General features: G+C 66.2%; 1 pseudogene. It reads left to right on the plus strand.

Features of this window, described 5'->3' with window-relative positions:
* Positions 1–213, plus strand: a pseudogene (locus ACOZK4_RS23735) (electron transfer flavoprotein subunit alpha/FixB family protein); the annotation flags it as partial.

Consider the following 213-nt stretch of genomic DNA (forward strand, 5'->3'; position numbering starts at 1 on the left):
CTCCAAGGTCCTGCTCGCCGACGATGCAAGCCTCGGCAACAACCTCGCCGAACCGCTGGCAGCGCTCATCGTGTCGCTTGCCGGCTCCTATGACGCCATCGTCTCGGCTGCGACCTCGGTCGGCAAGAACGTGCTGCCGCGCGTTGCCGCCCTGCTCGATGTCGCGCAGGTCTCCGAGATCGTCGAAGTCGTCTCGGCCGACACGTTCAAGCG

This window comes from Shinella sp. M27, assembly GCF_049199905.1.
Taxonomy (GTDB): Bacteria; Pseudomonadota; Alphaproteobacteria; order Rhizobiales; family Rhizobiaceae; genus Shinella.